The organism is Sphaerisporangium rubeum, assembly GCF_014207705.1.
Taxonomy (GTDB): Bacteria; Actinomycetota; Actinomycetes; order Streptosporangiales; family Streptosporangiaceae; genus Sphaerisporangium; species Sphaerisporangium rubeum.
Window position 1 is genome coordinate 2,853,287 of record NZ_JACHIU010000001.1, and the last position, 24,963, is coordinate 2,878,249.

The following is a 24,963-nucleotide window of genomic DNA, read 5'->3' on the forward strand; positions in this document are numbered from 1 at the left end:
ATTTGTCCGCGTCAGTCGCGGCGGAACTGCGCGATGGCGACCCCGAGCAGGGCCAGCCCCATCGCCGCGATGATGAGCAGCTCGATCCCGACCGGGACCTGCCAGCCGAACCAGTGCACCCCCGGGTTGAGGATCCGCACGACCTCCGGCGTCACGTCCAGGTGGCTGAACACCGCGTGCCGCATCGGGTCCACCGCGTACGTCAGCGGGTTGATCTTCGTCAGGAACGACAGCCACCCCGGAAGGTTCGCCAGGGGGAACAGCGCTCCGGACAGGAAGATCATCGGCATGATCGCCATCTGCATGACGCCGAAGAAGGACTGCATGTTCTTCATCCGCGCCGCCAGGCTCACCCCGAACGCGGTGATCGTGAACGACGCCAGGAACATCTCCGCGAGCAGCGTGAGGATCAGCCCCGGCGAGTACGGCACGCTCACCAGCCCCGCCATGGCGAGGATGATGGCCCCCTGGACGGTGGCCATGAGCGCGCCGCCGATGCACTTGCCGACCACGATCGAGCCCCGGCTGACCGGCGCGACCAGCATCTCGCGCAGGAACCCGAACTCGCGGTCCCACACGATCGACCCCGCCGAGAACATCGCCGTCGTGATCACCGTCATGGCGATCACGCCGGGGTAGATGAAGGTGCGGAAGTCCACCCCTTCGGCCGGCCCCCGCGACACCAGCGTGCCGAGGCCGGTCCCCATCACGAACAGCCACAGCACCGGCTGGACGAACGTGGAGATCATGCGGGTGCGGTCGCTGACGAACCGCAGCAGCTCGCGGTGCAGCACGATCTTGACGGCACGCAGGTCGTGCGCGACGCTGCGCCGGGGGACGTGCACCCGGACCACGCCGGGAGCGGTGACGCCTGTGCTCATCGCCTACCTCCTCGCCATGGCCCGCATCCACGTCGCCGCGCCGTTCTCGGCCTCGGCGTCGCGGATGGTGGAGCCGGTGTAGTTCATGAAGACGTCGTCCAGCGAAGGACGCGACACGCTGACCGAGCGGATCGGCACGCCGAGCTCGGCGAACAGGCGCGGCACGAACTCCTCGCCGGACGCCACCGCGAACGTCACCTGACCCTCGCGCACCGCCGCCTCGATGCCGAACCGCTCCTGGAGAGCGGTGATGGCCCCCGCGTCGTCACCGGTCTGGATCTGCACCCGGTCCTTGCCGATACTCGCCTTGAGCGCCTCGGGGGAGTCGATCACCACGATCTCGCCGTGGTCGATGATCGCGATGCGGTCGCAGTACTCGGCCTCCTCCATGTAGTGCGTCGTCATGAAGATCGTGATGTCCTCGGTGTGCCGGAGCTTGTTGATGTACCCCCAGATGGCCGACCGGGTCTGCGGGTCCAGGCCCACCGTCGGCTCGTCGAGGAACAGCACACGCGGCGAGTGCAGCAGGCCGCGCGCGATCTCCAGGCGCCGCTTCATGCCGCCGGAGAACGTCATCACCTTGGCGTCCTTGCGGTCCCACAGGGCCACCATCTCCATGACCTGCCGGATGCGCTCGCCGACCACCTCGCGCGGCACGCCGTACAGCTCGGCGTGGAACCGCAGGTTCTGCTCGGCCGACAGGTAGCCGTCCAGCGTCGGGTCCTGGAACACCAGCCCGATGTTGCGCCGGACCTCGTCCCGCTCGCGCACCACGTCGTGGCCGGCGACCCGCGCCGTGCCGCCGGTGGGCCGCGCGAGAGTGCACAGCATGCTGATCGTGGTGGTCTTGCCGGCGCCGTTCGGCCCGAGGAACCCGAACACCTCGCCGGGCCGCACCTCGAAGTCGATGCCCTTGACCGCGTCCACCTTGCCGAAAGTCTTCCTCAGGCCCCGCACCTCGACCGCAGGTGTCTCGTCCTTGGTCGTCACGTGTCCCCCTTGCCGTGGTCACAGTCCACGGTGTCCTCGTCGTCGGCGAGGATCGCGAAGATCGAGCGTCTGGTCTTCTTGAGCAGGGTCCGCGCCGCGGCGGCCTGCGAAGGATTGGCGTGCCGGATGAGCTGGCCGAACGCGTCGTCGAGCTGCGTCCACAACATGCGCAGCTCCATGATCTCCTCAGGCAGCGTGTTCGCCACGTCGGCCCAGGGGGTGTCGGTGAGCTCCCCGCGCCTCGCGACGAGGTCGTGTCCCTTGGTGGTGAGCCGGTAGATCCGGCTGCCGCCGGCCTCCTCGCCGGACACGATCCCCTCGTCCTCAAGTTGCTGGAGCGCCGGGTACACCGACCCGGGGCTCGGCCGCCAGATGCCGGCGCTGCGGCTGTGGATCTCCTGGATCATCTGGTAGCCGTTGCGCGCCTGCTCCTGCAGGAGCGTCAGCAGCGCCGCGCGGACGTCGCCGCGCCGCACGCGGGGAGCGAAGTGCGGCCCTGGTCCCGGTGGCGCAGGCGGGCCCCATTCGCGATATCTGTCCTCGGGAGGCGGGGGACCGTGCGGGCCTGGGGGACCAGGGGGGACGACGGGAGGCAGCCACTCACGGGGGTCTCTCATGTGATCACCCTTCCAACTATCGAGATACGCGAACGATATATCTAGATAGTTGGCACGAACAACCCATTTCTGACCAACGTCGGGAAAGTTAACCCTCGTTAACGAACGTGTGCAGCGCCACCCGCGCCATCCGGTGCAGCAGCTCCGCCATCTCGGCGCGCGGCAGCTCACCCGCGCTGTGCGGCGTCGAGTTGAGCAGGCCGAACACCGCGTGGGTCGCCGCGCGCAGCCGCGCCGGCCGCGCCGAGGGGTACAGCTCGCTGAGCACCGTGACCCACTCCTCGACGTACAGCCGCTGGAGCCGCCGCACCCGCCGCCGCTCCGCCTCGGGAACGTTCCCCAGTTCCCTGTCGTGCACGGTGATCAGCGCCGGGTGGTCGAGCGCGAAGTCGATCTGTCCGCAGATCAGCGCGTCCAGTGCCTCGGCGCCGTCCGCGGCCCGCGTCACCCGCTCCACCGCCGCGCCGCGCAGCCGCTCGCTGATGTCGAGCAGCATCTCGGCCAGCAGGGATTCCTTGCCGTCGAAGTGCCGGTACAGCGCGGGCCCCGAGATGCCGACCGCCGCGCCGATCTCCTCGGTGGACACCCCGTGGAAGCCGCGCGCGGCGAACAGCGTGGCCGCGGCGGCGAGGATCTCTCCGCGCCTGCGGCCAGGAACTCGGGTAGGACTCCGCACAACGGTCACGAGCCGCAATGGTAGACGAACAACGTTATCGCTGACTAACATCCAGAAGCGGTGTTAGCGCTCGTTAACCGGGGCCGAGTAGGAGGAGGTACGCCACATGGCGCCTGTGCTGCGGACGGCCGCCGTCCCCGACGCCGAGGAGTTCAAGCGCAACGCGGAGGCCAACGAACGCCTCACGGCCGAGCTGCGCGAACGGCTCGCCACCGCCGCGCTCGGCGGCCCCGAGCGCGCGCGCCGCCGCCACCTGGAGCGCGGCAAGCTCCTGCCACGCGACCGCGTCACCACCCTGCTCGACCCCGGCTCCCGCTTCCTTGAGCTCTCGCCGCTCGCCGCCACCGGCCTGTACGGCGACGAGGCCCCGGCGGCCGGCATCATCACCGGCGTCGGCCGGGTCAGCGGCCGCGAATGCGTGGTCGTCGCCAACGACGCCACCGTCAAAGGCGGCACGTACTACCCGGTCACCGTGAAGAAGCACCTGCGCGCGCAGGAGGTGGCGCTGCACAACCGCCTGCCGTGCGTCTACCTCGTCGACTCCGGCGGCGCGTTCCTCCCGTTGCAGGACGAGGTGTTCCCCGACCGCGAGCACTTCGGCCGCATCTTCTACAACCAGGCCACCATGTCCCGCGAAGGCATCCCGCAGATCGCCGCCGTCCTCGGCTCCTGCACCGCCGGCGGCGCCTACGTCCCCGCGATGAGCGACGAGGCCGTGATCGTCCGCAACCAGGGGACGATCTTCCTCGGCGGGCCGCCGCTGGTGAAGGCCGCCACCGGTGAGGAGGTCAGCGCCGAGGACCTCGGCGGCGGCGACGTGCACGCGCGGATCAGCGGCGTCACCGACCACCTGGCGCGCGACGACACGCACGCGCTGTCCATCGTCCGCGACATCGTCGCCACCCTCGCGCCGCGCGCCGCCTCCCCCTGGGAACGCGCGCGGCCCGAGGAGCCGCTGCACGACCCGCGCGACCTGTACGGCATCGTCCCCGCCGACACCCGCGTGCCGTACGACGTGCGCGAGGTGATCGGCCGGCTGGTCGACGGCAGCCGGTTCCTGGAGTTCAAGGCCGAGTACGGCCCGACGCTCGTCACCGGCTTCGCGCACCTGCACGGCCATCCCGTCGGGATCGTCGCCAACAACGGCATCCTGTTCGGCGAGTCGGCACTCAAGGGGGCCCACTTCATCGAGCTGTGCGACCGGCGCGCCGTGCCGCTGGTGTTCCTGCAGAACATCAGCGGCTTCATGGTGGGCCGCGCCTACGAGGCCGGCGGCATCGCCAAGCACGGCGCCAAGATGGTCACCGCCGTGTCCTGCGCGCGTGTGCCGAAGCTCACCGTCGTCATCGGCGGCTCGTTCGGCGCCGGCAACTACGCGATGTCCGGCCGCGCCTACTCGCCGCGCTTCCTGTGGATGTGGCCGAACGCTCGCATCTCGGTCATGGGGGGAGAGCAGGCCGCGAACGTGCTGGCCACGGTGCGTCCCTCCGGATCGGGGGACGAGGAGGAGTTCAAACGGCGCATCCGCGAGCAGTACGAGGAGCAGGGCAACCCGTACCACTCCACCGCTCGCCTGTGGGACGACGGCGTGATCGACCCGGTCGACACCCGCACCGTCCTCGGGCTGGCCCTGTCGGCCGCGGCCAACGCGCCGCTCGACCCTGTCGGCTACGGCGTCTTCCGGATGTGAGGCATGTTCGACACCGTTCTCGTCGCCAACCGGGGTGAGATCGCCCTCCGGATCCTGCGCACCCTGCGCCGCCTCGGCGTCCGCTCCGTCGCCGTGTACGCCGACGCCGACCAAGGCGCCAGGCACGCCGCCGAGGCCGACGTCGCCGTGCGCCTGCCAGGTGGTTACCTCGACGTCGACGGCGTCGTCGCGGCGGCCCTCGCCACCGGAGCGCGGGCCGTGCACCCCGGCTACGGCTTCCTCGCCGAGAACGCCGCCTTTGCGCGGCGCTGCGCCGAGGCGGGCCTGGTGTTCGCCGGGCCGCCGCCGGCCGCGATGGAGGCCATGGCCGACAAGATCCGTGCCAAGGCCACCGTGGCGGGGGCCGGCGTTCCCGTGGTGCCGGGTGCCGCCGAGCCGGAGGACGACCTCGCGGCGGTCGCCGCGTCCGTCGGCTACCCCGTGCTGATCAAGCCGTCGGCCGGCGGCGGCGGCAAAGGCATGCTGGTCGTCCGTTCCCCCGAGGAGCTGCCTGCGGCGCTTGAGTCGGCCCGCCGTACCGCCGTCGCCGCGTTCGGGGACGGCACGCTGCTGCTGGAACGGTTCGTCTCCAACCCCCGGCACATCGAGATCCAGGTCATGGCCGACGCGCACGGCGGCGTCGTCCACCTCGGCGAGCGCGAGTGCAGCCTCCAGCGCCGGCACCAGAAGATCATCGAAGAGGCCCCGTCGCCGCTGCTCGACGACGCCACCCGCGCCGCGATGGGGGCCGCCGCCGTCCGGGCCGCCGCGGCCGTCGGGTACGTCGGCGCCGGCACCGTCGAGTTCATCGTGCCGGGGGACGAGCCGGGACACCCCGGCTACTTCATCGAGATGAACACCCGGCTCCAGGTGGAGCACCCGGTGACCGAACTCGTCACCGGCCTCGACCTGGTGGAGCTCCAGCTCCGGGTCGCCGCGGGGGAGCCGCTGCCGTTCACGCAGGACGAGATCCGCAGCCGCGGCCACGCCATCGAGGCCCGCGTGTACGCCGAGGACCCCGCGCACGGCTTCCTGCCGACCGGCGGCCGGGTGCTCGCGCTCACCGAGCCCGCCGGCGTGCGGGTCGACTCCGGCATCCAGGCCGGCGGCGTCGTCGGCAGCGACTACGACCCCATGCTGTCCAAGGTCATCGCCTGGGGCCGGGACCGGCCGGCCGCGCTGCGGCGGCTCGACGCCGCGTTGCGCGCCACCACCGTCCTCGGCGTGACCACCAACATCGCGTTCCTGCGCGCACTGCTCGCCGACCCCGCCGTGGCCGCCGGCGACCTCGGCACCGGTCTCATCGACGAGCGCCTCGACACGCTGCTCGCCGCCGCGTACGGCGACGGCGCGCCGCCACGCGACGTGCGGGCCGCCGCCGCGCTGGTCTTCCAGGACGACCTCGCCGAGGCCGCCGGCGACGACCCGTGGGACGTCCCGGACGGCTGGCGGCTCGGCGAACTCGCCTGGACCACCTGGCTCCTGGAGACCCGGGGGAACACCACGCGCGTCCAGGTGCGGGGGACGCCGGGACACGGCGCGGAGGTGGTCCTCGACGACGGGGAACCGGCCGCCGAGGCACGGCTGACCCGTGGCGACGGCGAGGTGCTCGTCACCCTCGACGGGGTGACCCGCCGGTACGCCTGCGCGTCCGACGGCCGCGCCGTGTGGCTCGGCCGGGACGGCCACGCCTGGGCCGTCACCCCGCACGTCCCCGGCGACCCCGGCGACGCCGCCGCGGGCCGGACCGGTGACGGCGTGGTGCGCAGCCCGATGCCGGGCACCGTCCTGCTGGTCAAGGTGGTCCCCGGCGAACGGGTCACCGAGGGCCAGCCGCTGATGATCGTCGAGGCGATGAAGATGGAGCACACCGTGACCTCCCCCATGGACGGCGTCGTCGCCGACCTGCCGGTCCGCGCCGGCCGTCCGGTCGACATGGACGCCGTGCTCGCCGTCGTCCGCGAGGAGGAGTCGTGACGGGCCTGCCGATGGAGTTCCGGGCCGAGGGCCTGCCGGACCGCGTCACGATCTACGAGGTCGGCCCGAGGGACGGCCTGCAGAACGAGAAGACCGTCGTGCCGGTGGAGACCAAGGCACTGCTGGTGAGCCGGCTCGCCGCCGCCGGGCTGACCGCCGTCGAGAGCACGAGCTTCGTCCACCCCACGTGGGTGCCGCAGCTCGCCGACGCCGAGGACCTGCTCACCCGCCTCGACCGGGCCCCCGGCGTGCGGTACCCGGTGCTCGTCCCCAACGAGCGCGGCCTGGACCGGGCCATGGCGCACGGCGTCACCGAGATCGCGATCTTCGGCAGCGCCACCGAGACGTTCGCCAGGCGCAACCTCAACCGGAGCCTCGACGCCTCCATCGAGATGTTCACCCCCGTGGTGACCCGCGCCACCGAGGCCGGCATCCGCGTCCGCGCCTACCTGTCGATGTGCTTCGGCGACCCCTGGGAGGGCCCGGTGCCGGTCGAGCAGGTCGTCCGCACCGGCGTACGGCTGCTCGACCTCGGCTGCGCCGAACTGTCCCTCGGCGACACCATCGGCGCCGGCACCCCCGGCCACGTCACCACGCTGCTCACCGGCTTCGCCGCCGCCGGCGTCGGCCCCGAGCGGCTGGCGGTGCACTTCCACGACACCTACGGCCAGGCCCTGGTCAACACCCTCGCCGCGCTGCGCGCCGGGGTGACCGTCGTCGACGCCTCCGCCGGAGGCATCGGCGGCTGTCCCTACGCGCGCAGCGCCACCGGCAACCTCGCCACCGAGGACCTCGTGTGGATGCTGAACGGCCTCGGCATCGCCACCGGGGTCGACCTCGGCGCGCTGGTCACGACCAGCGTGTGGCTGGCCGGTGAGCTCGGCCGTCCTAGTCCCTCCCGCGTCGTCCAGGCGCTGTCCAAGGAACAGGAGCCCGACCATGCACAGGCTTGACGACGAGTACGAGGCCCTGCGCGCCACCGTCGAGGAGTTCGCACGCGACGTCGTCGCACCGGTCATCGGCGACTACTACGAGCGCTGCGAGTTCCCCTACGACATCGTCCGCCGGATGGGCCGCATGGGGCTGTTCGGGCTGCCGATCCCCGAGGAGCACGGCGGCATGGGAGGCGACTACTTCGCGCTGTGCCTGGCCCTCGAGGAACTGGCCCGCGTGGACTCCTCGGTCGCGATCACCCTGGAGGCCGCGGTGTCGCTCGGCGCGATGCCGCTGCACCGGTACGGCACCCCCGAGCAGAAGGCCGAATGGCTGCCGCGCCTGGCGTCCGGCGAGGTGCTCGGCGCGTTCGGCCTCACCGAACCCGGCGGCGGCTCCGACGTGCCGGGTGGCATGCGCACCATGGCCGTGCTCGACGGGGACGAATGGGTGATCAACGGCTCCAAGGCGTTCATCACCAACTCCGGCACCGACCTCACCGGCTTCGTCGCGGTCGCCGCCATCACCGGCCGCAGGGAACGCGAGGACGGCACGACCGCGCCGGAGATCAGCACCATCATCGTGCCGTCCGGCACCCCCGGCTTCACCGTCTCCAAGAAGTACTCCAAGGTCGGCTGGTCGGCCTCCGACACCCGTGAGCTGTCGTTCTCCGACTGCCGCGTGCCGGCCGCCAACCTGCTCGGCGAGCGGGGCCGCGGCTACGCGCAGTTCCTGCGGACCCTGGACGAGGGCCGGGTCGCCATCGCGGCCCTGTCGGTCGGCCTCGCGCAGGGATGCGTGGACGAGAGCCTGCGGTACGCCAAGGAACGGCACGCGTTCGGCGTCCCCATCGCGCGCTACCAGGCCATCCAGTTCAAGATCGCCGACATGGAGACCCGCGCGCACACCGCGCGGCTCGCCTACTACCACGCGGCCGAGAAGATGCTGGCGGGGGAGCCGTTCAAGAAGGAGGCCGCCATCGCCAAGCTGGTCGCCTCCGACGCCGCCATGGACAACGCGCGCGACGCCACCCAGGTCTTCGGCGGCTACGGCTTCATGAACGAGTTCCCCGTGGGCCGTTTCTACCGCGACGCCAAGATCCTGGAGATCGGCGAAGGTACCAGCGAGGTGCAGCGCATCCTCATCGCGCGCCAGCTCGGCCTGCCGGCCTGACCGCCACCCGGAGGTCGAGTTTCGTCCAGTGGACGGCAAAGAACCCGGCCCCAGGGTTCACCGGAGGGCAGGTCACGGCCGAGGCTTGGTGATATGCGCCGGGACAACGATCTGGGGGACTTCCTCAGGGCCCGTCGTCACCTGACGGCCCCCGAGCAGGTCGGCCTGCCGCCGCTGTCCGACCGCCGCCGCACCCCCGGCCTGCGCCGCGAGGAGGTCGCGACCCTCGCCGGGGTCAGCACCGACTACTACATACGGCTGGAGCAAGGCAGGGAGCGCCACCCGTCCGACCAGGTGCTCGACTCCCTCGCACGGGTCCTCCAGCTCGGCCCCGAGGCCGCCGAGTACCTGCACGGTCTCGCACGGCCCCGCGCCGGACCCTGCACCGACAGCGCGTCCGGCCGGGTCGACCCCAACGTGGTGCGGCTCATGGAGCGCTGGGACCGGGTCGCGGCGTACGTGGTGAACCAGCGGCTCGACGTGCTGGCACGCAACGCGGTCGCCGAAGGCCTGTACGGCGGACTGGAGCACAACGGCAACCTGCTGCGTCTCGCTCTGCTCAACCCCCGCGCGCGGGAGTTCTACCGGGACTGGGAGAAGGACACCTGCTGCAAGGTCGCGCACCTGCGCGCCGCGGTCGGGATCGGGCCCGACGACCCCGAACGGGCCGCGCTGGTCCAGGAGCTGTCCGAACGCAGCGCCGACTTCCGGCGCATGTGGGCCAGGCACGACGTGCGCAGCCGGGGCCGCGACCCCGTGCGTTTCCACCACCACACGGCCGGCGACCTGTTCACCACCATGGAGGTGATGACCATCGACGAGACCTCCTGCCAGAAGCTGGTCACCTTTCAGGCCGAGCCCGGCAGCCCCTCGGAACACGCACTGGCCTGCCTCGGCGCCACGGCCGCGGCGCGGCGGCCGTCGTACTGCTGCTGACATGCGGCGACCCGCGGACACACGGCGCGGGAAGGGAAGCGGCACGGCGGCCGTCGAACACGGCTGACATGCGGTGACCCGGCAGGCACGCGGCGCGGGGAAGGGACGCGGCGCGATTGGACGGACGACGGGTCTACTCCCTAAAGTCCTTTTCATGACTTCTGATGATCTTCTGGTGCGCAGGGCCGTCCACGACGACGCCGAGGAGATCTTCGCACTGACCCGCGAGTTCGCCATGTCGGTGCGTCCCCGGCGCGAACCGTTCGACCAGCACCTGCCGGCCCTGCTGGACAACCCCGACGCGCTGCTCCTGGTCGCGGTCGTGAACGGCCACGTCCGCGGCTACCTGCTCGGCTTCGTCCACCTCACGCTCTTCGCCAACGGCCACGTGGCGTGGATCGAGGAAGCCGTGTCGCAGCACGGTTTCCGCCGCCGCGGACTCGGCCGGGCCCTGCTGGAGGAGTTCGAGACCTGGGCCCGCGGCAGGGACGCGCGCTACATCGCGCTCGCCACCCGCAGAGCCCAGGAGTTCTACCAGGCCCTGCGCTACGAGTCCGCCGGCACCTACTACCGCAAGACCCTGATGTCGCTGGAGGACCAGGCCTGACCGCCGCGCCTACGAGGTGAGCTGCGCGTCCAGCCGGTAACCGTCCACCGTCACGTACACCGAGTCTCCCGGCCGCGCGTTCAGGCGCATCAGCACCGGCTGCAACGAGTCGAACACCGGCTGCCGGTCCCGCCACACCAGCACGACCGCGTTGTCCCCCGGCCCCGTCACCGACAGCAGTGTGCCGGGACGCATGCCGAGCTGCGTGGCGTACCCCTCCGGCACCGGCACCGGCTCGCCGCGCAGATGCTCGCTCGTCACGTCGATCCGCTGCCACCTGCGCGGATCGGACGCCGGACCCGGCAGGGGACGCTGAGCCGTACGGGGTTCCGGCACCAGGTGGGGCCGCGGCGGGTTCGCCGACAGGGCCGTCAGCGCCGCGAGCGCGCTCTGCGCCGTCTGCGCGTCCGGCAGGCTCCCCGACACCGACGGAACGGGGGTGCCGCCGCGGATCTGATGGCCGTTGGCCCCCGGCGTGCGGCGGGGGAGGGGAGCGGGGAAACCACCGGTGGTCGTCGGGGACAGCGGCTCCTGCGGCGCGGCGGCCGTCTTCGGCAGGGACTCGATCCACGCCTCCGCCGAGTGCGCGCGGATGCCGAGCTGGCCGAGCAGCTCGACGGCGTCCTCACCGCTGGTCTTCCCGCCGAGCACCTGCACACTGCGCTCACGCAGCCGCGTCAGATCGCCGACCACCAGCCAGCCGTCCTGCAGGCGGCGGTCCGGCATCAGCGCCACCAGGACCCGCCACAGCGGCGTGCCGAGCGACGGCACGTCGATGGGGTGCGCCGGGTCGGCCGCGATCAGCTGCTCCTCCGTCGCCGCCGTGCCGAGCCACTCGGTCAGCCGGAACAAGTGCCCCGTCACCGCGGTCGACTCCGGCGACCGCAGCCAGTGCAGCACCCGCTCCTCGGCGGCCCGCTGCGCCTGCGACAGCACATCACGGTCCACGTGCAGCTCGTGCGCGAGCGTGCGCAGGCTCACCGGCTCCGCCGCGAACAGCCGCTCGATCGCCACGGCCCGCTCCATCGGCGTCCACTCACGGAACACCGTGTCCACCAGCCGTACCAGCGGATTGTCCGACACCGGGGGCTTCGGCGGCGGCGCAGGCGCGGCTCTGGTCGGCGGCACCGGCCGTACCGGCGGCGACGAGGCCACCACCGGCGGCTGCGCCGGGACGGCAGGCGCGGGGGAGGACACCGGGTTCGACACCACAGGGCTCGACACCACAGGGCTCGACACGGGGCTCGACACGGCCGGTACGCGTCCCAGGATCTCCCGGAACACGGTCGTGATGACGACCTCGGCCGACGCGGGCCCGGCCGGAGCACGCAGGTCGGCCGCCGTCAGCCGCCGCAGCCGGTCCCACCCCCCCATGCCGTTGATCGCCGTACGGGCCGGCTCCGGCCAGCCGGTGAGCGCGGGATCCACCGTGTGCACCTGAAGCGCCGGCAGCACGTCCATGAGCGCAAGGTGGTCCCAGCGAAGCACCGCGAGCCGGGACAAACGATCGCACACCCAGTCGACACCGGTCGTGCCGAGCGCGCGACCCAGAGCGACCGACCCCCACCAGCCCCCCGGCAGCCGTGGATCGGCGAGGACCTCGGCGACCTGCTGAGGCCGGCTCCAGCGCAGGGCCGGGACGAGATCACTCAGGCAGATCATTGAATCGGCGTCCATCGGCTGACCGCATCCTCCCGAGTGTGACGCATGTTGCTAATGGTGCAGCTTACGCCGGACGCTGGCAATTAGCGTCATCAAGGAGAACATAGTGCGAGGACCACTCATCTGGCGCCTGACCGCACACTTTCCCCTGGACCGCTCCGACCTTGAAGATCAGCACATCCACACATCACCATGACGCAAAGTGATGGTGAGGGCCGATCCCGTGGCCTGCGGCCTGAGCACGGACCGACACGGCGGGCTGTCCGGACGGTCACCGCGGTTCTCACGGACGGCCGTCCAGAGGTCTACGGCCCGGAGACGGGCCGTCCGCCGACGCGGGTCACCGCCGTCGCGCCGGCACGGCACCCCGCCTCGACGGCGGCGCCTGCGTCCGCGCCGCCGAGGAGGGCCGTCAGCACCCCGGCGGCGAACGCGTCCCCCGCACCGGTGGAGTCCAGCGGCCCGGCTCCCGGTGTCCCCGCGGCGTGCCGGGTGACGGTGCCTCCGGTCGCGAGCAGAGCGCCGTCCTCGCCGAGCTTCACGATCGCCGTGCCGTACCGCGCGCTCAACGCCTCGGCGGCGGTGACGGCGTCCCCGGCCCCGGTCAGCAGCAGCGCCTCGTCCAGGTTGGGGATCACCAGACCTGCCGAGGACGTCTCCCGCAGGAACCGCTCCGACCCGAACTCCCGCAGGAACCCCGCGGAGGCCGGATCCACGCTGACCGCGGCCCCACGCTCCAGCGCCGCTCGCGTCGCCAGCCGCACCAGCTCCAGCCCCGGCGCCGCGAACAACGTGTACCCGGACACGTGCACACGTCCGACGCCGTCCAGCAACCCGTCGTCCCAGTCCTGCGGCCCGATACGCCGTCCGGCCCCGCGCGTGGTGAGCATGGTCCGCTCACCGGCGCCGTCCACCATGGCGATCACCACCGCGGTGGGGTGCGCCGGGTCGATCCGCACGTGCGGCCGCACCCCGGCCCGGGTGAGCTCACCGACGTGCCAGGCCCCGGTGTCGTACCCCGCACGCGCCAGCAGCCGCGCGTCCGCACCGAGATACGCGGCCCACGCGGCCGTGTTGGCCCCCGACCCGCCGGGCCGCAGCACGATGTCCGCCTCGGTGTCCGTCCCCGGCGCGACCGGCGACCGATGCCGCGCCACCACATCGGTGACGACGTCCCCGATGACGAGCAACCCCGCCACTCAGCCCTCCGCGACGGCCCAGGCGACCGCGATCCGCGCCGCCAGGCCGACATTGCCGCGCACCGCCGCGAGGTTGGCCTCCAGGGACGCGCCATCGGTGCCACGCACCAGATAGTCCAGCAGGAACGGCGTGATCGCCTGACCGGTCACCCCTTGCCGCTCCGCCTCGGTCAGCGCCTCCGCCAGCACACGATCGTGCAACCCGGGATCGAGCTGGCTCTCCTCCGGCACCGGATTGGCCACGATCAGCGCCGCCTCCGGCCCTCCGAGCCGGTCCTGCGCACGCATGACCCCCGCCGCCTGCGCCGGCTCGTCCAGCCGCCAGTCCACCGGCAGTCCAGTGGTGTGCAGATAGAACCCCGGAAAGGTGTCGGTGCGGTACCCCGCGACGGTGACCCCCCGGGTCTCCAGCCGCTGGAGCGTAGCCGGCACATCAAGAATGGACTTCACCCCCGCACACACCACCGTGATCCGCGTCGCGGCGAGTGTCCCGATGTCCGCGGACTCGTCCTGGTCCGACGTCCACCCCCGGTGCACCCCGCCGAGCCCTCCGGTCGCGAACACCCGGATCCCGGCCCGCGCCGCGAGGAACGCCGTGGCCGACACCGTGGTGGCCCCGCTCGCGCCGAGCGCCGCCGCCGGCGCCAGATCCCGGAACCCGAGCTTGCGCAGCCCCGCCTCCTTGGCGATCCGCTCCAGCCCGTCCCGGCCCAGCCCGACCCACGGCACCCCGTCCAGCACCGCGATCGTCGCAGGCACCGCACCCGAGTCCCGTACCAGGCCCTCCAGCTCGACGGCCACCTCGAGATTGCGCGGCTGAGGAAGACCGTGCGAGATGATCGTGCTCTCCAGCGCCACCACAGGAACACCACCGGCCAGGGCCTCGGCGACCTCAGGTGATGTCCGGATGATCGTCTCGCCGGGACCACTAGTGTGCATGCTCGCTCCGTGCCCTTCCCGTAGGTACGCTCCAGGGAGATTTGCCCCCCTGACACCGTACTGTCCGAGTTAGGAGACCTGGTCATGCGCCACTCGCGGTACGACGTGGTCATCGCCGGAGCCGGACACAACGGCCTGGTGGCCGCCGCGTACCTCGCACGCGCCGGCCGCCGCGTGCTGCTCCTGGAACGCCGGCCGTGCACCGGCGGCCTCGCCGTCTCCACCCAGGCCTTCCCCGGCGTAGGCGCACGAGTCTCCCGCTACTCCTACCTGGTCAGCCTCCTCCCCACCAAGATCATCACCGACCTGGGCCTGACCCTCGACCTGCGCCGCCGCCGCTACGCCTCCTACACCCCCGTAGGAGACGGCGGCCTCCTGGTGGACAACGCCGACGACCACCGCACCGCCGCGTCCTTCACGGCCGTCACCGGCGGCGCCACCGACCACGAGGCCTGGCGCCGCTTCTACGCGGCCACCGCGCACCTGGCCGAACGCCTGGCCCCCACCCTCCTGGAGCCCTTGCGCGACCGCACCACCGTCCGCGAACACGTGGTGGCCGACGAGTCCCTGTGGCGCGACACCTTCGAACGACCCATCGGTGAAGTCGTGGACGAGACCTTCACCGACGACACCGTACGCGGCGTAGTACTCACCGACGCACTGATCGGCACCTTCGCCGACCCCTCGACCGACCTCCTCGCCAACCGCTGCTTCCTCTACCACGTGATCGGCAACGGCACCGGGGACTGGAACGTCCCCGTCGGCGGCATGGGAGCCGTGACCACGGCCCTGACCACCGCCGCCACGAAGGCCGGCGCCGAGATCCACACCAACACCGAAGTCCTCGCCGTGGACCCGGTGACCGGCGAAGTCTGCTTCCGGTCCCCCGAAGGCGCCGAACACACCGTCACCGCCGGCCACATCCTCGCCAACACCCCACCGACGACCCTCTCCCGCCTCCTCGGAGAGGACCCGGAGCACACCCCTGAAGGCGCTCAACTGAAAATCAACATGGTCCTGTCCCGCCTGCCCCGCCTCAAGGACCCCGGCGTCACCCCGGCCGAGGCCTTCAGCGGCACCTTCCACATCAACGAGTCCCGCGACCAGCTGGCCCGCGCCTACACCGAAGCCGCCGCAGGCGAGATCCCCACCCTTCCCCCCGCCGAGGTCTACTGCCACTCCCTGACAGACCCCTCCATCCTCACCCCCGGCCTCGCGGCGACCGGCGCGCACACCCTGACCCTCTTCGGCCTCCACATGCCGTCCCGCCTCTTCCGCGCCGACCCGGACAAGTCCCGCGCCGAAGCCCTCGCCGCCACCCTGGCCTCCGTCAACACCGTCCTGGCCGAACCCCTGGAGGACTGCCTGCTGCGCACCCCCTCCGGAACCCTCTGCCTCGAAGCGAAAACCCCCGCCGACCTGGAAAGCGAGGCGGCCCTCCCCGGCGGCCACATCTTCCACCGCGACCTCACCTGGCCCTACGCGGAAACCCCGGAGGAAAACGGCCGCTGGGGAGTGGAAACCCACCACGACCGCGTCCTGCTGTGCGGCGCCGCCGCACGCCGAGGCGGCGGCGTCAGCGGCATCCCCGGTCACAACGCCGCCATGGCGGTTCTCGGCGGCTGAGCCGTCCCGCCTCACTCCGCGACCGCGCCATGGGACCGCGTGTGCGGGTTCTCGTGAGGGGTGGTCGTGGCGCGGATGTGGGTGCGTTCGCCTTGGCGGCCGATGAGGCTGAGGTATTCGACGGGGCCCGCGCCGGTGGCGCCGAACCAGTGGGGGGTGCGGGTGTCGAACTCCACCGCTTCGCCGGCGTGGAGGAGGAGATCGTGGTCGCCGAGGACCAGGCGCAGGGTGCCGTTGAGCACGTAGGCCCAGTCGTGGCCTTCGTGGGAGCGGAGGTCGGGGACGGCGTCGTCGCGGCCGGTGGGGAGGACGAACTTGTACGCCTGGACTCCGCCGGGACGGCGGGTGAGCGGGATGATGATCGATCCGTCGCTGCATGACAGGGGACGCAGGTCGACCCGCGGGTCCGCGGTGCGGGGAGCGTCGACGAGGGAGTCGATGGTGACGCCGTAGTAGCGGGCCAGCGGCAGGAGTTGTTCGAGGGTGGGGCGTCGCAGTCCGGCTTCCAGGCGGGACAGGGTGCTGGTGGAGATGCCGGTCTCCGCGGCGAGCCGGGTCAGCGTGACGTCGCGGCGCAGCCGTAGGTGTTTGAGGCGAGGGCCCACGGCGTCGAGGGTCGCGTCGGTGGTTCGGTCCATGTCCCTTAGTTTGCCATTTGGCAAGGATGTTTGCGTCCTGGCGTGATGGAGGTGAGTCTGGGGGCCGCACGTCGAAGCAGGGGGGAGAACGCGATGAACGCGGAACCCCTTCGCGTCGCGGTGAGCGCGCCGGACGCGGGCTCTCGTGCCCGGTTGTTCTTCTGCGGCCGGCCTGTTCGTTGAAAGGACCTTCCCATCATGTCTTCCACTGCCATGTCCGGTGCGGACACGACCGCGCCGGTGATCGACGATCCGCGGCGCCGCCGCGCGATCCTGTGGGCCGTGTGCGTCGCGCTGATGGCCGTCGTCGCGTCCGTCTCCGGGCTGAACGTCGCGCAGCCGCAACTGGCCGTCACGTTCGACGCGTCCCAGGGACAGGTGTTGTGGATCATCAACACCTACACCCTGACCCTCGCGGCACTCCTGCTGCCGCTCGGCGCGGCGGGGGACCGCTGGGGACGCAAGCCCGTTCTGGTCGCCGGCCTCGCCGTCTTCGGGGTCGCGAACGTCGCCGCGGCGCTCGCGCCGGTCGCGGGGGTGATGCTCGGCGCGCGCCTGCTCAGCGGTATCGGCGCGGCGATGATCATGCCGGTCACCCTCTCGGTCATCACCTCGTCCTTCCCCGGCACCGAACGCTCGAAGGCGATCGGCATGTGGACCGCGGTCGCCGGTGGCGGAGGCATCCTCGGCATGTACCTGTCCGCGCTCCTGGTGGACGTCGCGTCCTGGCGCTGGCTGTTCGCTCTGCCGGTCGTCCTCACCCTCGCCGCGGTCCTGATCGGTGTCCGTGCCGTCCCGAACTCGCGTGAGGCCGCTCGGGGCCGGTTCGATCTTCCCGGCGCGCTGGCCTCGGTCGTCGCCGCCGTCGGGTTCACCTACGCGCTGCACGAGGCACCCGCGCGGGGCTGGGGAGACCCCGCCGTCGTCCTCACGCTCGTCGTGGCCGTGGTCGCGACAGCCGTGTTCGTCGCGTGGGAACTGCGCACGCCGTCCCCGCTGCTGGACATCAGGAACTTCCGGACCCGCGGCCTTTCCTCCGGCACCACGCTGCTGCTGGTCCTGTTCGGCGTCCAGGGTGGGGTCTCTCTCGTCCTGTACCCGTTCTTCCAGGTCGTGCTCGGCTGGAGCGGTCTGCTCGCCACCCTCGGGCTGATGCCGATGGCACTGCTGATGATGGCCGCCTCCGGCGTCGCGCCACGCCTGGCCGCACGCATCGGCGTCCGCGGGTCGATGGTCACGGGACTGGGCCTCGCCGGTGCCGGGCTGGCGCTGATGGCGTCACTCGTGTCGGTCTCCGGCGGATACCTCGGCGTGTTGCCGGGACTGATCGCCATGGGACTCGGAGCGGGGCTGGCGATGACACCCTCGACCGAGGCGATCACCTCCGCTCTGCCGCGTGAGCAGCAAGGCGTGGCGTCCGCGCTCAACGACCTCACCCGGGAACTCGGCGCGGCCCTCGGCATCGCCCTGCTGGGAGGCCTGCTGGTCGCCGGCTACCGGAACGCGCTCCGCGGCCGCCTCGACGGTGTGCCGGCCGACCTCGCCGCGACCGCGAGGGAAGGTGTCGCCAACGCCGCGGCCGTCAGTCAGCACGCGGACGGCCACGCCGAGCGGATCATGACCGCCGCACAGGAGGCCTTCGTCGCAGGCTGGCAGCAGGCCATGTGGGTCGGCGTGGCGGTCATGGCCGCGCTCGCACTGTTCGTCGCCTTCCGGGGACCCACGCGCGCGCCGGCATCCGTCACGGAGTCCGCCGACGGGACCACCCACTGACCGAGAGTCGATCGCGCACCGCGACCGTTCCCGGCCTCGCGCGCAGGGCTGGTCCGGCATCACCTGGTACAGCCGGGCCCGCATCCGGCCGTAACTCCACTCGCGAAACAATCGATCTCCAAATGAGTCACGGTATAAGCAGGGAATTGGATGGATGTCCTTGGCTAGGCTCATGGATCGGCTGATACCGATGGACGTGGTCGTGGGGGACGATCGCGACTTTTCATGATATTTGCCGGTTTTCCGGAGCGGCGAGGAAAGCGCGGAGATTTTGCGGATGAGCGGTCTCAAAACGGCCTTAAGAGTCGTGACCGGCGCGGCGGGACTGGTGGCGGTCTCCGTCGCCGCCAACCAGGTGCTGAGCGGCGGTGAACTGCGCTGGAGCTGGATGTACGTCTCCATCGGCGTGGCCGTCCTGAGCCTGTGGTTCGGCGAGGTGCTGGCCCCCGGCGGAACGGACATCCCGAGTGCGGTCCCCGATACCGGGCCGGGGATACCTCGGGGCCGGCGCCGCGCTTATGTGCGGCAACTCCGCCACAGCGTCCGCCGTATCGACACCATCGGCATCGCGACCACCCCGCTCTACGCGCTGAACCTGCGCGACGTGTACGTGGACGTGAGCCTGGTGCTCACGTCCTCCCAGGACACCGAGCACACCCCGTACATCGGCGTGACCCCCGACGACCCGCAGGAGGAGCGGCGCACCCTCGACTCGTTCCTCCACGGCGACGGCAGCCATGTGCTCGCCGTCATCGGCGGCCCCGGCTCAGGCAAGACCACCCTGGTCCGCCACACCGCACTCGACCTGTGCCGGCACGCCTGGCTGCCATGGCCGGGCCGCGAGCTGCCGGTCCTGCTCTACCTGCGCGACCACGCCGCCGCCGTCCTCGCCGACGACCCGCCGTCCCTCGGCGCCGTGGCGGTCTCCGCCGGCTGGCTCCACGGCAGCGTCCCCGCGTCCTTCGTCGAACGCCGCCTGGACAAAGGCGGCTGCGTCGTCATGCTGGACGGCCTCGACGAGGTCGCCGACGAACAGGACCGCGGCCGGGTCGTCGCCTGGGTGAGACACCAGATCGAACGCTACCCCCGCAACCGTTTCGTCCTGACCTCACGACCCCACGGCTACCTGTCCAACCCCCTCCCCGGCGCCGAGACCCTCCAGGTGCGCCGCCTCACCGACGACCAGATCACCCGCTTCCTGCACGGCTGGTACCACGCCGTCGAGTGCCGCGCCACCAACTCCACCGGCAAACAGGTCCGCGCCGAAGCCGAAGCAAAGGCCGCCGACCTCGACACCCGCCTGCGTACGAACCGCGCGCTCAACGACCTCGCGGCCAACCCCCTGCTCCTCACAATGATCGCCAACGTCCACATGTACCGCGACAAACTCCCCGGCAGCCGCGCCGAGCTGTACGCCGAGATGTGCGACGTGCTCCTGCACCGCCGCCAGGAGGCCAAGGCCCTCACCGACGTCACCGGCCTGCGCGGTCCTCAGAAGGAACGGGTGGTGCGCCACCTGGCCCTCACCATGACCCGCGACCGCGTCGAGCATGTCCCCACCGCGAACGCCGAACTCCTGATCGCGAGGGTACTGCGCCAGGTCTCCCGCGACGTCTCCCCACGCACATTCCTCGAAGAGGTACGCAAAAGCGGCCTGCTCGTCGAACGCGAAAACGGTGTCTATTCTTTCGCACACCTCACGCTGCAGGAGTACCTCACCGCCGCGCAGATCCGCGAACACCCCGAACACGTGGCCTGGCTCACCCGCAGCGTGGACGACCCCTGGTGGCGTGAGACCACCCTCCTGTGGGCCGCCGCCTCCGACGCCACCCCCGTCATCGCCGCCTGTCTGGCCTCCGGCACCGTAAGGGCCCTCGCCATGGCCTTCGACTGCGCGGAAGAGGCACTCGCCGTGGACCCCGGCACCCGCGCAGAACTCGACACCGTTCTGTCGGCCCTGGACCCGCACAGCAGCGACGAGGCCCGCCGCCGCCTGATCACCGCCGTCCAGGCGTCCCGGAGCCTCCGCGACGTCATCACGCTCGGCGACGGCGCCACTGTCTGCGCACGACCCGTGAACCGCGAACTGTGGACGCTGTACGCACGGAGCGAACGCGCCGCCGGCCGCCATCCTCAGCGCGACGACCCCGACTGGACCGATCACGGCAAACCGGCCACCGGCATGAGCCACGTCGACGCCGCGCGTTTCGTCATCTGGCTCAACTCACACTTCGACGACGGCACCGCGTACCGCCTCCCCACCCCCGACGAGCTCGCCGACCCCGCCGTCGGCCGCTCGGCCGACCTGTCCGGTCACATCTTCTGGGCCCACGGAGACGACCGGCCCCGCCTGTACCGGCCCGGCGGCGTCCCACCGCCGAGCCTCGGCGCGGCGACCTTGCGCGGATACCAGGCCGCGGACCGGCGAGCCGTACGACCATACTTACGGCTCGCCTTGCCGCCGTACCCCAAGCGGCCGGCGGACCGCAAGAAACTCACGGACGTGAGCCGCGTCTTCGTCCTCGCCGCCACCACGCCGCGCCGGGTACCCCATCCACGGTGCAGCATTCTCAAGCTCATCCTGGTCCTGGCGTTCACCCGCGACCTCACCCGTGCCATCTCCGTCCCGGGTACTCCCCTTCTCACCCGTACGCACTGGCTCGGTGAACTCCTCGGCATCCCCCTCGGGGACGATCCGCGTCATGTGGCACCTCTGCTTCACCGTTTGCTGGAACGCAGCCTGAGCTCATTCACCTTGATCCGGAGTGTGAGCACGAACCTGCACCGGCAATTCGACAGGGCCACGACGCTCGCGCACGCTCTCGCGATCGCGCACGTCCGCGCCGAGGCGGTCGCTCCGGTACAGGAGGGCCATGTCTACGACCCGGCACACACGGCGCTCATCGACGATGTCGACATCGCACTCGCGGCGGCGTTCGGTGCGGCCGGCGGGACCGGGGACGACCCCGATCCAGGCCCGGCCGTCGAACACGGGTTGATCGTCGATGGCAAGGCAATGGAAGACCTCACGATCCTCCCCTACGAAGCGCCGGATCCCTCCTCGCCGGCCTTCGAGCCGGCCGCCGTGGCTCGCGAGCTGGCCGGATGCCTTGGCCGGGCTCTGGCTGTCCTCGTGGAACTGACCATCACGCGCGACGTGGTCGAGCCCTACGCGCGTCTCCTCGGTTCCGACCACGAAGAACTTGTGCTGGAGCGCGTCGGCCGGCTGACGCGACTCGTCGACCGGAAAAAGGGCTCAGTGTATTCCGGCCTGGAGCACGACAACGAGCACGGCCGGAGGGCCGATCTCGCGCGCGAAGTGGAACGCGAGCTCGCGCTGGACCCGGATCTCGATACCCACCGCTCAGAGGCACCGCATGCGGTCCTGCGCCGCCTGGACCTCGCACTGGACCTCGCTCACCTGCCGGAACCGCAGTCGCGATTCGTGTCGGCCTGCGCGACGCTGGTCCGGCGATGGGGAACGCAGAAGAGCAGACGGCTCAAGGCCGGTGAGGCGCTGAGGGACTTCGACTCGTTCCTTCACGATGTCCTGGCCCAGGCACTGACGTCGAGAGACACGGTCGAGACGCCGCCGGACGCGGTGGTGCGAGAGGTGTGCCGCAGGCTGGAACCCGGATGGGGTCCCTCTGAGGCCCCATCCTGGACGCTGCTGGTGCGTTCTCTGTGCTTGCTTGCCTTGCGCACCATCATGCCGATCATGGAGCGGACCGCGCCGTACGACGCGGCGGCACTGGCACACGCGCGTGTCGCGCTGCTCGCCGCGATGGCCGAACTCGGGCCGCCGTCGAAGCCCCGGTACCCGGGTCTGACCTGGGTCGCGCCGTCACTGGCCGAAGCGTACTGCGGTTTGGTTCTCCTACAGGAACAGGCCGCAAGCCGAATCCGGCAGAACGAGGTCATCCTCCTGGTCCGCCGGAAGAACGACGACCGGGCCTCCTGAATCGCCGTTCACCGGCTCCACTCACCCGGCTCGCCGTTCACCGGCCCCACTCACCCGGCTCGCCGTTGACCGGCCGCACTCACCCGGCTCGTCATTGACCGGCGACGCTCATCTCCGTCACGCGCCGACCCGAGCGACCACCGCGTCCACGGCCGTCGTGCCGCCGGGCCCCACGATGACCGGATTGAACTCCAGCAGCGCCAGGTCCTCCTCACGAGCGAGCGCGGCGGCGCGGGTCGCGAGCGCCGCGAAGGCAGCGAGCGGTACCGGCGGCCGGCCCCGTCCACCGTTGAGCAGCGCGGCCCCCCGCAGCCGCCTTACCGCTGCCACGACCTGTTCCGGTGTGACGGGTAGCGGAAGCAGCACCGTGTCGTCCAGCACCTCCACCCAGGTGCCACCCATCGCCACCACCAGCACTGGCACGACCCCGTCCCGCCGCACGGCCACCATCATCTCCACCCCCGGCGGCGCCATCTCCTCCACGAGCAGCATCCCTTCCACCGGAAGGCCGAGCAGGCGGTCGGCGGCGGCCCGTACGTCCTCAGGACGGCGGACGTCGAGCACGACGGCCCCGATGTCGGCCTTGTGACCGATGTCCGGGCCGCTGAGCTTGACCGCCACCGGCACACCGAGGGCCGCCGCGACCGCCACGGCCTCGTCCGGCGTGCGCGCCGTACGTCCGGCCGGCACAGGAATGCCGTACGACCTGGCCAGCGCCTTCGCCTCATGCTCGGCCGGCCGCGACCCCGCGGCGGACCCCGCACGGGTGGCCGCCGCGGCGATCTCCCGCAGCCGTTCACCGCCGGCGGTACGGCGCAGCAGCGCTCCGGCGCAGCGGACCCCCTCGGTGAGCCCGGCGACCGGCGCGGCACCGTGACCGGTCAGGCGTTCCGCGACCTCCTCCGGCATGAGCTCGGGGAGGGTGGACGCGACCACAAGCCGTCCAGGCAGTGCTTCCGCCGCCGAGATGATCCCTTCCAAGGCCCCGTCCCACTCGGCGGCGGCCCCCTCCGGCACACTGGCCGGCCGGTCGTGACAGACCAGGACCGGCCCCACGGACGGGTCGCCGGCGGCGACCGTGATGAGCGCCGCCGTCCGCGCCGCGTCCCCGAAGATCACAGCCGTGTAGTCCAGCGGATTCCCCGGCGTCGCGGTCTCCGGCAACAAGTTCTGGAGCGCCACCCTGGTCGCCTCACTCAACGTCGCCAATGGCACCCCATGCCGCGCCGCCTCGTCTGCCGCCACCGCCGCGTCCCCGCCGGAACACGTGACGACAAGCACCCCCACCTCCGGCCCCCGCCGTTCACTCACCGCCACCCCGCGCTCGGCCCCCGGCACCTGTCCGGTGACCCGCACCCCGTGCTCGGCCTCCGGTACCTGATCGACGACTGGTGCCTCCCGTTCGGACTCAGGCGGCCGGCCCCACGCCGGCGTTCCGGACCCCGCGATCCCCGTCGGTCCAGGAGGCGCGGCGCAGGCAAGGGTCTTGGCGAGTTCGAGCAGCTCATGAGGATTGTGAGCCCACGCACCCCCCGCCTCCTCGACCAGAGCGCGCAGCACCCGCGCGTCCCCCGCCACCGCACCGGTATGAGCCGCCGCCGAAGCGGCCCCGAGCGCACTGCTGCCGCCTTGGAGGACAGCGACCCCGACCCCCCGATCGGCACACGCGGCCAGCGCCTCCGCCAGCCGCCTCCCGTCCCCGGCGTCCTCCAGGTACAGCCCCACGGCCCGTACCCCGTCACTGGCGGCGAGCGCCGCCAGATAGTCCGCGGCGCCGGCCACCGCCTGGTTCCCGCACGACACGACAGTGTGCAGCCGCAACCCACGAGCACTGAGCAGCGCGTTCACCGCGACGTTCCCGCTCTGCGACACCAGGGCCACCCCACCTGGCCGCCGCGTCACGTACGCGTCCCCCCACAGCGGCGCACGCGCCGCGACCGCCACGATCCCGTTCCCGTTCGGCCCGCACACCGGCATGTCGTACCGCGCCGCCGCCGCGACCAGCTCCTCCTGCAGCCGGACCCCTCCCGGGGTGGACGTCTCGGCGAAGCCGGCCGCGAACACCACCGCGCCGCCGCACCCACGCGCACCGGCCTCCGCCACCAGCCCCGGCACGGTGGCGGCGGGTGTGGCGATGACGGCGGCGTCCGGTGCGAGAGGCAGGTCCGCGATCCGCGGCACGCACGGCACCCCGTGCACCTCGGCCGCGGTGGGATGCACCCCGAACACCGGCCCGGGGAACCCGGCCGTCACCAGGTTGGCCACCGCGAGGTTCCCGTACGACCCGGGCCGTGTGGAGGCCCCGACCACCGCCACCGACCGCGGCCGAAGCAGACGTGCGAGATTCACATCCGCCAACCCTGACTGAGCATCCAGTCAGCGTCAAGCCTCCACCGCCTGCGACGGCGGCGCACAGGGAAACCTGCCGTCACGTCCGCCGTGACCTGCGGCGACTCCGGCGGCCGTACCGGAAACCCCTATTGTCGGCGAGAAAGTTTACGTTTAAATCCGTCCCCGAATGATCGGTCAGTTGCCTCCGCCAACCGATAGCGATTCGACTTTCCGGCGACGGACCGCGCATGTTCATGGTAATTTCCGGCGTCAAACAGAAAACTGGAAATCCAGACGGGGCGAGGGAACACGGGATGGTCCGGTGAGCGGCCTCAGGACAGGCCTGCGAATCAT

General features: G+C 71.5%; 18 protein-coding genes. 9 read left to right on the forward strand and 9 right to left on the reverse strand.

The genetic code is table 11. The annotated features are described in order from the left end of the window. Positions 1 to 11: 11 nt before the first annotated feature. The 4 genes from BJ992_RS12150 to BJ992_RS12165 all read right to left on the reverse strand — a co-directional run bounded on the left by BJ992_RS12150 (position 12) and on the right by BJ992_RS12165 (position 3,173). Positions 12 to 881, reverse strand: a complete 870-nt coding sequence (locus BJ992_RS12150; protein WP_184980477.1) for an ABC transporter permease — start codon at positions 879 to 881, stop codon at positions 12 to 14. Between the two features lie 3 nt (positions 882 to 884). After that, entirely contained in the window at positions 885 to 1,871 is a 987-nt protein-coding gene (locus BJ992_RS12155) for an ATP-binding cassette domain-containing protein (RefSeq protein WP_184980479.1), read from the reverse strand. After that, positions 1,868 to 2,488 carry a PadR family transcriptional regulator gene (locus BJ992_RS12160; RefSeq protein ID WP_221474782.1) on the reverse strand — a complete coding sequence of 207 codons (621 nt, stop codon included), beginning with the start codon at positions 2,486 to 2,488 and terminating at the stop codon, positions 1,868 to 1,870. Before BJ992_RS12160 ends, BJ992_RS12155 begins: the two co-directional genes overlap by 4 nt. 88 nt (positions 2,489 to 2,576) lie before the next feature. Next, positions 2,577 to 3,173 carry an SACE_7040 family transcriptional regulator gene (locus BJ992_RS12165; RefSeq protein ID WP_343072624.1) on the reverse strand — a complete coding sequence of 199 codons (597 nt, stop codon included), beginning with the start codon at positions 3,171 to 3,173 and terminating at the stop codon, positions 2,577 to 2,579. A gap of 97 nt (positions 3,174 to 3,270) precedes the next feature. Here BJ992_RS12165 and BJ992_RS12170 point away from each other — a divergent pair, with 97 nt between their 5' ends. The 6 genes from BJ992_RS12170 to BJ992_RS12195 all read left to right on the forward strand — a co-directional run bounded on the left by BJ992_RS12170 (position 3,271) and on the right by BJ992_RS12195 (position 10,480). Beyond that, a complete protein-coding gene (locus BJ992_RS12170; RefSeq protein ID WP_184980483.1) occupies positions 3,271 to 4,854 on the forward strand; it encodes a carboxyl transferase domain-containing protein in 1,584 nt (527 codons plus the stop codon). A gap of 3 nt (positions 4,855 to 4,857) precedes the next feature. After that, on the forward strand, positions 4,858 to 6,831 hold the full coding sequence (locus tag BJ992_RS12175) for an acetyl/propionyl/methylcrotonyl-CoA carboxylase subunit alpha (RefSeq protein ID WP_184980485.1): 1,974 nt from the start codon (positions 4,858 to 4,860) through the stop codon (positions 6,829 to 6,831). 11 nt (positions 6,832 to 6,842) lie between these two features. Further along, entirely contained in the window at positions 6,843 to 7,784 is a 942-nt protein-coding gene (locus tag BJ992_RS12180; RefSeq protein WP_184987939.1) for a hydroxymethylglutaryl-CoA lyase, read from the forward strand. After that, a complete protein-coding gene (locus tag BJ992_RS12185) occupies positions 7,771 to 8,937 on the forward strand; it encodes an acyl-CoA dehydrogenase family protein (protein ID WP_184980487.1) in 1,167 nt (388 codons plus the stop codon). The genes BJ992_RS12180 and BJ992_RS12185 overlap by 14 nt, the downstream gene beginning before the upstream one ends. Positions 8,938 to 9,030: 93 nt before the next feature. Then, the gene (locus BJ992_RS12190; RefSeq protein WP_184980489.1) at positions 9,031 to 9,873 is read left to right on the forward strand and encodes a helix-turn-helix domain-containing protein; all 843 of its coding nucleotides are present in this window, start codon (positions 9,031 to 9,033) and stop codon (positions 9,871 to 9,873) included. Positions 9,874 to 10,027: 154 nt separating this feature from the next. Next, positions 10,028 to 10,480, forward strand: a complete 453-nt coding sequence (locus BJ992_RS12195) for a GNAT family N-acetyltransferase (RefSeq protein WP_184980491.1) — start codon at positions 10,028 to 10,030, stop codon at positions 10,478 to 10,480. 9 nt (positions 10,481 to 10,489) lie between these two features. Here the strand turns inward: BJ992_RS12195 and BJ992_RS12200 are convergent, their stop codons facing one another. The 3 genes from BJ992_RS12200 to BJ992_RS12210 form a co-directional block, all read right to left on the reverse strand. Beyond that, positions 10,490 to 12,157 carry a hypothetical protein gene (locus tag BJ992_RS12200; RefSeq protein WP_184980493.1) on the reverse strand — a complete coding sequence of 556 codons (1,668 nt, stop codon included), beginning with the start codon at positions 12,155 to 12,157 and terminating at the stop codon, positions 10,490 to 10,492. Positions 12,158 to 12,447: 290 nt separating this feature from the next. Continuing rightward, the gene (locus BJ992_RS12205) at positions 12,448 to 13,341 is read right to left on the reverse strand and encodes a PfkB family carbohydrate kinase (protein WP_184980495.1); all 894 of its coding nucleotides are present in this window, start codon (positions 13,339 to 13,341) and stop codon (positions 12,448 to 12,450) included. Continuing rightward, positions 13,342 to 14,280 carry a pseudouridine-5'-phosphate glycosidase gene (locus BJ992_RS12210; RefSeq protein WP_184980497.1) on the reverse strand — a complete coding sequence of 313 codons (939 nt, stop codon included), beginning with the start codon at positions 14,278 to 14,280 and terminating at the stop codon, positions 13,342 to 13,344. 84 nt (positions 14,281 to 14,364) lie between these two features. Between BJ992_RS12210 and BJ992_RS12215 the strand changes: the two genes are divergently transcribed. Beyond that, the gene (locus BJ992_RS12215) at positions 14,365 to 15,906 is read left to right on the forward strand and encodes a phytoene desaturase family protein (protein WP_184980499.1); all 1,542 of its coding nucleotides are present in this window, start codon (positions 14,365 to 14,367) and stop codon (positions 15,904 to 15,906) included. Positions 15,907 to 15,917: 11 nt separating this feature from the next. Here the strand turns inward: BJ992_RS12215 and BJ992_RS12220 are convergent, their stop codons facing one another. After that, positions 15,918 to 16,544 (reverse strand): helix-turn-helix domain-containing protein, encoded by a 627-nt coding sequence (locus BJ992_RS12220; RefSeq protein WP_184980500.1) that lies wholly within the window; start codon positions 16,542 to 16,544, stop codon positions 15,918 to 15,920. 198 nt (positions 16,545 to 16,742) lie between these two features. Here BJ992_RS12220 and BJ992_RS12225 point away from each other — a divergent pair, with 198 nt between their 5' ends. Beyond that, positions 16,743 to 18,317: an MFS transporter gene (locus BJ992_RS12225; protein ID WP_221474783.1), complete on the forward strand. Its 1,575-nt coding sequence runs from the start codon at positions 16,743 to 16,745 to the stop codon at positions 18,315 to 18,317. Between the two features lie 277 nt (positions 18,318 to 18,594). Continuing rightward, positions 18,595 to 22,278 (forward strand): NACHT domain-containing protein, encoded by a 3,684-nt coding sequence (locus BJ992_RS12230; protein ID WP_184980502.1) that lies wholly within the window; start codon positions 18,595 to 18,597, stop codon positions 22,276 to 22,278. Between the two features lie 117 nt (positions 22,279 to 22,395). Here BJ992_RS12230 and BJ992_RS12235 read toward each other — a convergent pair whose 3' ends face one another. Then, entirely contained in the window at positions 22,396 to 24,627 is a 2,232-nt protein-coding gene (locus BJ992_RS12235; protein ID WP_184980504.1) for an acetate--CoA ligase family protein, read from the reverse strand. Positions 24,628 to 24,963: the final 336 nt, after the last annotated feature.

Coding starts and splice junctions, on each gene's coding strand:
- BJ992_RS12150 (WP_184980477.1), bottom strand. CDS start 881: ATGAGCACAGGCGTCACCGCTCCCGGCGTGGTCCGGGTGCACGTCCCC.
- BJ992_RS12160 (WP_221474782.1), bottom strand. CDS start 2,488: ATGAGAGACCCCCGTGAGTGGCTGCCTCCCGTCGTCCCCCCTGGTCCC.
- BJ992_RS12170 (WP_184980483.1), top strand. CDS start 3,271: ATGGCGCCTGTGCTGCGGACGGCCGCCGTCCCCGACGCCGAGGAGTTC.
- BJ992_RS12175 (WP_184980485.1), top strand. CDS start 4,858: ATGTTCGACACCGTTCTCGTCGCCAACCGGGGTGAGATCGCCCTCCGG.
- BJ992_RS12180 (WP_184987939.1), top strand. CDS start 6,843: ATGGAGTTCCGGGCCGAGGGCCTGCCGGACCGCGTCACGATCTACGAG.
- BJ992_RS12185 (WP_184980487.1), top strand. CDS start 7,771: ATGCACAGGCTTGACGACGAGTACGAGGCCCTGCGCGCCACCGTCGAG.
- BJ992_RS12190 (WP_184980489.1), top strand. CDS start 9,031: ATGCGCCGGGACAACGATCTGGGGGACTTCCTCAGGGCCCGTCGTCAC.
- BJ992_RS12195 (WP_184980491.1), top strand. CDS start 10,028: ATGACTTCTGATGATCTTCTGGTGCGCAGGGCCGTCCACGACGACGCC.
- BJ992_RS12200 (WP_184980493.1), bottom strand. CDS start 12,157: ATGGACGCCGATTCAATGATCTGCCTGAGTGATCTCGTCCCGGCCCTG.
- BJ992_RS12210 (WP_184980497.1), bottom strand. CDS start 14,280: ATGCACACTAGTGGTCCCGGCGAGACGATCATCCGGACATCACCTGAG.
- BJ992_RS12215 (WP_184980499.1), top strand. CDS start 14,365: ATGCGCCACTCGCGGTACGACGTGGTCATCGCCGGAGCCGGACACAAC.
- BJ992_RS12220 (WP_184980500.1), bottom strand. CDS start 16,544: ATGGACCGAACCACCGACGCGACCCTCGACGCCGTGGGCCCTCGCCTC.
- BJ992_RS12225 (WP_221474783.1), top strand. CDS start 16,743: ATGTCTTCCACTGCCATGTCCGGTGCGGACACGACCGCGCCGGTGATC.
- BJ992_RS12230 (WP_184980502.1), top strand. CDS start 18,595: ATGAGCGGTCTCAAAACGGCCTTAAGAGTCGTGACCGGCGCGGCGGGA.